The following is a 7,859-nucleotide window of genomic DNA, read 5'->3' as shown; positions in this document are numbered from 1 at the left end:
GTGTCCGGGGTTCAAGTCCCTGCATCGCCACCAACAGAACCCAAAAGCCCTTGGATTCCCCAAGGGCTTTTACTTTATGGGACACCGATCCAACTCGGGCTGACTAATCGGATGCATCGATGATCTCCCTGATCTTCTGGGACAATTCCAGAAGATTGAATGGTTTCTGAATGAAACCGTTGCAGCCGCGCTGCAGGATCTGGGTCGCCTCGCCATTGATGCTGTATCCGCTGGAAAGCAGCACCTTGACGTGTGGATCGTGGTCTTTCAATCGATCGAAGGTTTCCCCGCCATCCATGCCCGGCATGATCATATCCAGAATCACAATATTTATGTCGTTCTTTTTCTCTGCGTAGATTTTCAAGGCCTCCTTGCCGGAAGCCGCTGTGAAAACCGTATAGCCCAAGGCCTTGCATATTGTACGTCCAACGTTGAGAATGCGCTGTTCATCATCTACCAGAAGCACGCACTCATGGCCAAGCTTCAGTTCTTCCTGGGCAGACGGCAGGTCATCTATGTGGTGGTTGTCCTCTGCCAGGGGCAGAATAACGGAAAAAGAAGAACCGACATTTAAAGAGCTCCATACATCAATGACGCCCTTGTGATGTCTTACAATTTTCTTGGCAAAAGTAAGACCCAGCCCCTTTTTTTCCGGGAACTGGTTATGTTTGTGGGAATAAAAGGCTTTGAATATTTTCTCCAGGGTGGCGCTGTCCATGCCGATACCGGTATCGGATATGGTAATTTTACAAAAAAAACCGGATTCCAATCCAAAGGCGTCTGCCGTACCATTAAGAATTGCGGCAGCTTCCGTGCGTACGGAAAGTTTGCCCCCTTCGGGCATGGCCTGCAATGCATTATTGACTATGGCGGTGACCACCTGTTTAATTTTTTCAGGATCGCCTTTGATAATTAAAGGCTTGGCATGCAGACTTACATCCAGGATGATCCGGAGTCCCTTCATATTAAGGGTTTCCACCACAGACCGAACCAGCCTGTTGACATCCATGCGTGTTAAATAGACCTCATCGGCCATGGCAAAGCCAAGCAGTTGGGTTGCAAGATCAGAACCCTTGTCAACGCTGGACAAAATTTCAATAATATGGCCGTAGAGCGGGTCTGTGGGATTCACATTATTCAGCATCAGAGAGGCATGCCCCTTGATGGCGGTCAACAGATTGTTTACGTCATGGGCAATGCCGTTGGCAAGCGCCTCCACAGCATCTGTTTTTTCAAACTGGGTTGCAGTCGTAATATGTTCCATTCAGTCCGTATCCTGGTGTATCGTCCTTGCCGGTGTCTATTCAAGGTCGATGATGCCTTCAAGGATGGCATACTTGGTTAATCCGGCCACTGAGAAAATATTGAGTTTTTTCATAATATTTCTTCGGTGGGTCTCCACGGTCTTAATACTTACACCCAGTGTCTCGGCAATATCTCTGGTTTTTTTACCTTCAGCAATCAATTGAAGGACCTCCCGTTCCTTCCGGGAAATTTTATTGAATTGGGGTTGTGCCTCCCATGCGCTGAGATCCTTACCCAGGTCGTTGCTACACATTCTGGCAATGGCGGGTGTCAGGTAAAAATTTGTACGGAGAACTTCCTGGATGGCATCATAGATTTCATCAAAGGCAGACTCCTTAAGAATATAGCCGGAAGCGCCCGAATCAAACATTTTATCAACGATCGTTTTACTTGAATGCATAGACAGCGCGATCACCCTGGTATGGGGAACCGCTTTCCTGATCTTGGCTGTAGCTTCCACACCATTAAGGTCAGGCATGGAGATGTCCATCATTACAATATCAGGCTTAAGGATGATTGCCTTTTCAACCGCTTCTCTGCCGTTCTTTGCAATATCCAGGACCTGTATACCCTTGTTTTCCAGAAGGCTTCTTAACCCCTCCCGAATAATGGCATGGTCGTCAGCTATAAGAACTTTTAACTGCATATGGCTCCAAAATATTTTATTAAAGTTTATATTGAAGATTGATTAAAATCAAATATTAATTAAATTATCTTTGCACTAAAAAGCTGCGGTTGGGCCTGCAGTTTTTTTTAGTTTGCCCATGCCCGTGAATCTTGTTAAAACGTACGGAAGTAAAAATAATATTAACTGAAGAAAATGAATACCAACCAGAGCATTTCCCAAGGCAAAAAATATGATTCAAACCTTTACAGTTGAAGGCCGGCAGGGAACATCTGCCATCCATGTGGGAGAATCCTTGTCCCGTGTAGGAGATTACCTGCCGGATCAGGGTCCTGTAGTTATTGTTACCGATGAAAACATCCTCAAGCATTACGGAGCATCATTTCCTGCCGGTCATGTGATCACCATCGGAACCGGGGAAAAGATAAAAACCCTTGCTACGGTAGAATATATTCTGCGGGAAATGATTAAGGCCGGATGCGACAGGTCAAGTTTTTTGCTGGCTATCGGCGGGGGCATTGTCTGTGACATTGCCGGTTTTGTGGCGTCTGTATTTCTAAGAGGCATCCGTTTCGGCTTTGTTTCAACCTCTCTTCTTTCCCAGGTGGATGCCAGCGTCGGAGGCAAAAACGGCGTCAATCTGGATGCCTTTAAGAATATGGTGGGGGTCTTCAGCCAACCCCAATTTGTGCTGTGTGACATCGACATGCTCTCCACTTTGCCGGACGGAGAAATCTCCAACGGCCTGGCCGAGATTGTCAAACATGGACTGATCAAGGATCGCCACCTTCTGGAATTTGTCGAAAACAACCGGGATAAAGCCCTGAACCGGGATAGAGAAGCGATTTTTAGGATGGTTGCGGACTCAGTGGCCATTAAATCCCGTGTGGTCCAGGCAGATGAACGGGAGGCCGGAGAACGCCGCAAGCTTAACTTCGGTCACACCATCGGGCATGCGTTTGAAAAATTGAATCCCTGCGGCCATGGCCGTGCGGTTGCCGCAGGAATGGTCGCGGCAGCACAATTTTCCCAACAAAGAGGGTACATCAATCAAGGGAATGTGGACCGAATCAAGGATCTGCTCTTAGGACTTGGGCTGCCTGTTACCTTTGATTTTCCCCCGGAACAAATCATTGAGGCGGCATCCAGGGATAAGAAAAAACAAGGCCATAATCTCTTTTTTGTTTTTCTTGGACAGATCGGACAGGCCAGGGTGGAAAAGATCAGCTATGATGACCTAAACGTTTTTATTCGTGGCTATTTTGCCTGATATTCGTTAAAAAAGAGTAACTTTGGTTGCGGTAACTCACCGCATATAAACAAGGAATGAAGGAGATTGAAATTATGGCAAGTCTTAAAGGAACCAGAACAGAAAAGAACCTGCTCACCGCCTTTGCCGGTGAATCCCAGGCAAGAATGCGCTACACCTATTTTGCCAGCCAGGCTAAAAAGGACGGATATGTCCAGATTTCTGCAATTTTTGCCGAAACTGCCGATCAGGAAAAAGAGCATGCAAAGCGCTTTTTTAAATTTCTTGAAGGTGGGGAGGTCGAGATTACCGGGACCTTTCCTGCCGGTGTCATTGGCAGGACACTGGAGAATCTGAAAGCGGCTGCGGCCGGAGAAAATGAAGAGTGGTCCCATATGTATCCAGAGTTTGCCGCCATTGCCAGGGAAGAGGGTTTTGATCACATTGCCAAGGTTTTTGACATGGTGTCTGTTGCTGAAAAACAGCATGAAAAAAGATACAACGACCTGGCAGCCAATATTGAGGCAGGCACGGTTTTCAAAAAAGATGCCCCGATCACTTGGCGGTGTCGAAACTGCGGTTATCTGCATGAAGGGACTGAAGCCGTTGAAATGTGCCCGGCCTGTGACCACCCCCAGGCTCATTTTGAGCTCCTGGGTGAAAACTGGTAATCGAAAATTTCTAAGGCGGCTGAGCCGCAGAAAATAGAGACTGGAAAATAGAAACAAGAAGAAAGGGATTGTACATTTTCTTGTTTTTTGTGGCAGAAACTGAGGAGTAAGGCACTAAATTAGGAATGCGCTTTGTTCTTGTGCTGGACAAGGCGCATCCCCTATTATAACCTCCATGGGCCGAGAACCCACAACAAACTATGAAACTAAAGAGACCTATAATTTCGAAGTTAAAATGGGCGCCGCAGGCGCTTCGCCCTCTTGTTTCTAATTTCTTGTCTCTATTTTCTTATAAACAGCAATGCTGATTTTTGACGTCCCAAATTGACAAAACCCGATTATGAACTTATAGTTACGACAATTTTAACCTAAAAATAGGAAATAGCTATGGCGGAAAATATTATTCATCTCAATGATGAAGATTTCGACGAATTGTTAAAAACTTCTGACAAGCCGATTATGGTCGATTTCTGGGCACCCTGGTGCGGTCCGTGCAAAGCCATTGGCCCTACCCTTGAAGCATTAGCCAATGAATTTGGTGATCAGATAACCATTGCCAAGGTCAACGTTGACGACAACCCCATAAGCCCCAGCAAACATAATGTACAGGCCATACCAACCCTTATCTTTTTTAAGGATGGAGCGGTCGTCAATAAGATTACCGGCATGGTCGCAAAGGAAAAACTTGAAGAGGCCATCAAACGGGTTCTTTAAGGAGATTTTCAATGAGTGAATATGATCTGGTGATCATCGGTGCCGGGCCGGCCGGTCTGACCGCAGGACTGTATGCGGCCCGGGCTCGGATGAATGTTTTACTGATTGAAAAGGCGGTGCCCGGGGGGCAGATCCTTGTAACGGACTGGATTGAAAATTATCCCGGATTCCCCGAAGGTATTTCCGGATATGACCTGGCAGAAAAAATAAAAGAGCAGGCGTTGAGCATGGGTTTAAACATTGAAACCGCAGAGGTTCATGGGCTTGATCTTTCCGGAACGATCAGGGAAGTTATTTTCAAGGAAAAACGCATCAAAACCAAATCCCTGATCATAGCCTCGGGCGCATCGCCCAAAAAACCCGGAATCGGCGAGGAGAAGTTCATGGGTAAAGGAGTCTCCTTTTGCGCCACCTGTGACGGGCCTTTTTTCCGGGACAAGGTGCTGGTTGCCGTAGGCGGCGGGGATACAGCGATTCAGGAATCCATTTTCCTTACCAAATTTGCTAAAAAAGTGTATGTGGTTCATCGCAGGGATGAACTTCGGGCCACCAAGATTCTTCAGGAAAGAGCTTTTGCCAACGACAAAATTGAATTCCTCTGGGATAGTGTAGTGACGGGTATGGATGGATTTTTCGGCGTTGAAAAAGTTCATGTCAAAAATTTAAAAACCGGCAATGAGTCCCAAATTGAAGCGAACGGCTGCTTTATCTGGATCGGTATTCTGCCCAACACCGAATTTATAAAAGGTGATGTGAAGACCGATGAAAGCGGGTTTATTGTTGTGGACACAAAAATGCAGACCAACGTACCCGGTGTGTTCGCCATCGGCGATGTCAGGGATACGCCTTTGCGCCAGATTGCAACGGCTGTGGGAGATGGCGCTATAGCTGCGGTCAGTGCAGAGCATTATGTAGAGAACTTATAAAAATGAAAAAATTTTTCATTGCAGGCCTGGTCTTTTTTCTACTGTCAGGGTGTTCCATCTTAGAAGAAAAACATCAGATGAACAAAAACGCCCAGCAGTTGGCAGCAGAAGGCGCCGCTTCATTTATGAATGCGGATTACGAAGATGCGATCAAGGCGTATACCGATCTGAAAGACTGGTATCCGTTTAGTAAGTTTGCCATTCTGGCGGAATTGAAGATTGCCGATGCCCATTTTCATCTTGAAGAATATCCCGAGGCTATTGCTGCCTATGAAAACTTTGAGAAAATGCATCCCAAAAATGAGGCCGTGCCCTATATCATCAATCAAATCGCCATGTGCTGGTTTAATCAGATAGATACCATCGACAGGGATGAAACGCCTGCAAAAAAGGCCATGGCTGAGTTTGAAAGGCTGATCCGGTTATTCCCGGAAGATGAGCACAGCCAGGAGGCTCTGGCGCATATTGACGCCTGCATCGATAATATGGCCGGTCATGAGCTCTACGTCGCTAATTTTTATAATAAAACAGAAAAATACGAGGCTGCGCTTAAACGTTACCAGTATATTGTAGAAAACTATGCAGGGACAGATCAAAGCCGGATCGCCCTTGAAAAAATTCCCGGGGTGTCTGAACACATTAAAGCAGTCGAATCCGACAACGACGAAAAATAAAAAGCCTTTACTTTTATTTTAATCTGTTGTATTCATTTTGGGTTTTAATTTTGATAGAGCGATTTTATTAGGAGTATAAATATGTCAAAAGAATGTGCCATCTGTGGAAAAAGACCAATGGTCGGCAACAATGTCAGCCATGCCCATAATCTCAATAAAAGGCGCTTCAATCCCAATCTCCAGAGAGTTCGTGCGGTGATTAAGCCGGGTTGCGTCAGAAAAATTGATGTATGCACCTCCTGCATCAAGGCAGGAAAAGTTACCAAAGCCTCTTAGTGTTTGAACAAAAAGTCACCCATCTGCGGTGTTGCATAAAAATTTGCAATCCTCACAACCTTCCAGGTTGCTCCGGTTACAAATTTTTATGCGCCTTACATCTGGGCAACTTTTTGTACAAACACGGCTTCCTACTCAGAACTAAATAAAAATTTCGCTATTAGGGCTGATAAAATATTACCCTTTTATATTTTATAGAATTAAAAATATTATCAGTAAATTCCGGTATGCGAAAGCATACCGGAATTTTGTTGTTCGAACTTGGTCTATAATATTTTTGAAGCTAACTCGGCCAATTCAGAACGCTCACCTTTCTCAAGATTGATGTGGGCATAAATATTCTGCCCTTTCATCTTTTCTATGATATAGGCAAGGCCATTGGTTTGGGTATCCAGATAGGGGTGGTCTATCTGGAATATATCCCCTGTAAAAACAATTTTTGTACCCTCCCCTGCCCGGGTGATGATGGTTTTTACCTCATGGGGCGTCAAGTTCTGGGCCTCATCCACGATAAAAAACACCCGTACAATAGATCGGCCCCGGATATATGAAATCGGTGTGATAACGATCTTTTCCTCTTCTATTAACTCCTTGATATTTTTTCCGTTGGAACCATTTTCATTACATTGATTCTGTATAACAGAGAGGTTGTCATACAGGGGTTGCATATAGGGGTCCAGCTTGGAAGCCACATCGCCGGGAAGAAACCCTAAATCTTTGTTGCTCAGCGGAACCACAGGCCGGGCAATGAAAATCTGGCGGTAAAACTGCTTTTTAGCCAGGGCGGCGGCCAGGGCCAGCAGGGTTTTTCCGGTACCGGCTTTGCCGGAAATGGTAACAAGGGATATATCCGGATTAAGCATGGCATTCAGGGCAAATGTCTGCTCCGAATTCCGCGGTTTGATGCCGTAGCATGTTCTGGGTTGAATCAATTTGACGGTCTGACTTGCGCCGTCAAAATAGGCCAGGGCTGATTTGGATCCGTTTTTCAGTATCACATGTTCATTGGCAAAAAAAGCAACATCCTGGCCCAGGCTTGCGGTTTGGGTTTCATAGGGCTTCTGATACAGGTCGCTCAGTACCTGGGAGCTGATGTTATTCACCACCTTCATACCGGTGTACATCTCGGAGATGTTTTCAACAAACTGGGAGTTGTAATTTTCAGTTTTTAAACCAATGGACCGGGCTTTCAGGCGCAAGTTCACGTCCTTGGTTACAAAAACAACATTTTTAAAACCATTTTCTTTGGCAATGGAATAGGCAATATTTATAATTCTGACATCCGGGGTGATTTCATTAAAATTATTTTTAATTATGGGATCCAGGGGAGTATCCAGGCGGATGGCAATAGTGCCTTCTCCGTTATCAATGGGCGCCCCGCCGTTGAGCACCGTATCACAGGACAAAGCATCCAGGGTC

Annotated in this window: 9 protein-coding genes; 6 read left to right on the top strand and 3 right to left on the bottom strand. The window is 45.6% G+C overall.

Features of this window, described 5'->3' with window-relative positions:
• Positions 1 to 103: 103 nt before the first annotated feature.
• Together B3D59_RS16535 and B3D59_RS16530 are read right to left on the bottom strand one after the other, a co-directional pair.
• Positions 104 to 1,264, bottom strand: a complete 1,161-nt coding sequence (locus tag B3D59_RS16535) for a hybrid sensor histidine kinase/response regulator (protein WP_286822232.1) — start codon at positions 1,262 to 1,264, stop codon at positions 104 to 106.
• 36 nt (positions 1,265 to 1,300) lie between these two features.
• Positions 1,301 to 1,951: a response regulator gene (locus B3D59_RS16530; RefSeq protein ID WP_286822231.1), complete on the bottom strand. Its 651-nt coding sequence runs from the start codon at positions 1,949 to 1,951 to the stop codon at positions 1,301 to 1,303.
• Positions 1,952 to 2,162: 211 nt separating this feature from the next.
• On the opposite strand from B3D59_RS16530, the gene aroB reads away from it, so the two are divergent.
• The 6 genes from aroB to rpmB all read left to right on the top strand — a co-directional run bounded on the left by aroB (position 2,163) and on the right by rpmB (position 6,440).
• Positions 2,163 to 3,200 carry a 3-dehydroquinate synthase gene (aroB, locus tag B3D59_RS16525; RefSeq protein WP_286822229.1) on the top strand — a complete coding sequence of 346 codons (1,038 nt, stop codon included), beginning with the start codon at positions 2,163 to 2,165 and terminating at the stop codon, positions 3,198 to 3,200.
• Positions 3,201 to 3,274: 74 nt separating this feature from the next.
• A complete protein-coding gene (gene rbr, locus B3D59_RS16520) occupies positions 3,275 to 3,850 on the top strand; it encodes a rubrerythrin (protein WP_286822228.1) in 576 nt (191 codons plus the stop codon).
• Between the two features lie 387 nt (positions 3,851 to 4,237).
• Positions 4,238 to 4,564, top strand: a complete 327-nt coding sequence (gene trxA / locus B3D59_RS16515) for a thioredoxin (protein WP_286822227.1) — start codon at positions 4,238 to 4,240, stop codon at positions 4,562 to 4,564.
• A gap of 11 nt (positions 4,565 to 4,575) precedes the next feature.
• Positions 4,576 to 5,490, top strand: a complete 915-nt coding sequence (gene trxB, locus B3D59_RS16510) for a thioredoxin-disulfide reductase (RefSeq protein WP_286822225.1) — start codon at positions 4,576 to 4,578, stop codon at positions 5,488 to 5,490.
• A 2-nt stretch (positions 5,491 to 5,492) separates the two neighbouring features.
• Complete coding sequence (locus B3D59_RS16505) at positions 5,493 to 6,164, top strand: outer membrane protein assembly factor BamD (RefSeq protein ID WP_286822224.1); 672 nt, start codon at positions 5,493 to 5,495, stop codon at positions 6,162 to 6,164.
• Positions 6,165 to 6,245: 81 nt separating this feature from the next.
• Positions 6,246 to 6,440 carry a 50S ribosomal protein L28 gene (gene rpmB, locus B3D59_RS16500; RefSeq protein WP_004070591.1) on the top strand — a complete coding sequence of 65 codons (195 nt, stop codon included), beginning with the start codon at positions 6,246 to 6,248 and terminating at the stop codon, positions 6,438 to 6,440.
• Positions 6,441 to 6,706: 266 nt separating this feature from the next.
• Here rpmB and B3D59_RS16495 read toward each other — a convergent pair.
• Positions 6,707 to 7,859: PhoH family protein (locus tag B3D59_RS16495; RefSeq protein WP_286822223.1), on the bottom strand; the 1,153-nt coding region annotated here is incomplete at its 5' end.

This window comes from Desulfobacter sp. UBA2225 (assembly GCF_002348205.1).
GTDB classification, from domain to species: Bacteria; Desulfobacterota; Desulfobacteria; order Desulfobacterales; family Desulfobacteraceae; genus Desulfobacter; species Desulfobacter postgatei.
This window is presented reverse-complemented; position numbering and strand designations above follow the sequence as displayed.

Bases quoted from the DNA above. Each gene is read 5' to 3' on its own strand.
- trxA (WP_286822227.1), top strand. From the start codon at position 4,238: ATGGCGGAAAATATTATTCATCTCAATGATGAAGATTTCGACGAATTG.
- B3D59_RS16505 (WP_286822224.1), top strand. From the start codon at position 5,493: ATGAAAAAATTTTTCATTGCAGGCCTGGTCTTTTTTCTACTGTCAGGG.
- B3D59_RS16530 (WP_286822231.1), bottom strand. From the start codon at position 1,951: ATGCAGTTAAAAGTTCTTATAGCTGACGACCATGCCATTATTCGGGAG.
- aroB (WP_286822229.1), top strand. From the start codon at position 2,163: ATGATTCAAACCTTTACAGTTGAAGGCCGGCAGGGAACATCTGCCATC.
- rpmB (WP_004070591.1), top strand. From the start codon at position 6,246: ATGTCAAAAGAATGTGCCATCTGTGGAAAAAGACCAATGGTCGGCAAC.
- trxB (WP_286822225.1), top strand. From the start codon at position 4,576: ATGAGTGAATATGATCTGGTGATCATCGGTGCCGGGCCGGCCGGTCTG.
- B3D59_RS16535 (WP_286822232.1), bottom strand. From the start codon at position 1,264: ATGGAACATATTACGACTGCAACCCAGTTTGAAAAAACAGATGCTGTG.
- rbr (WP_286822228.1), top strand. From the start codon at position 3,275: ATGGCAAGTCTTAAAGGAACCAGAACAGAAAAGAACCTGCTCACCGCC.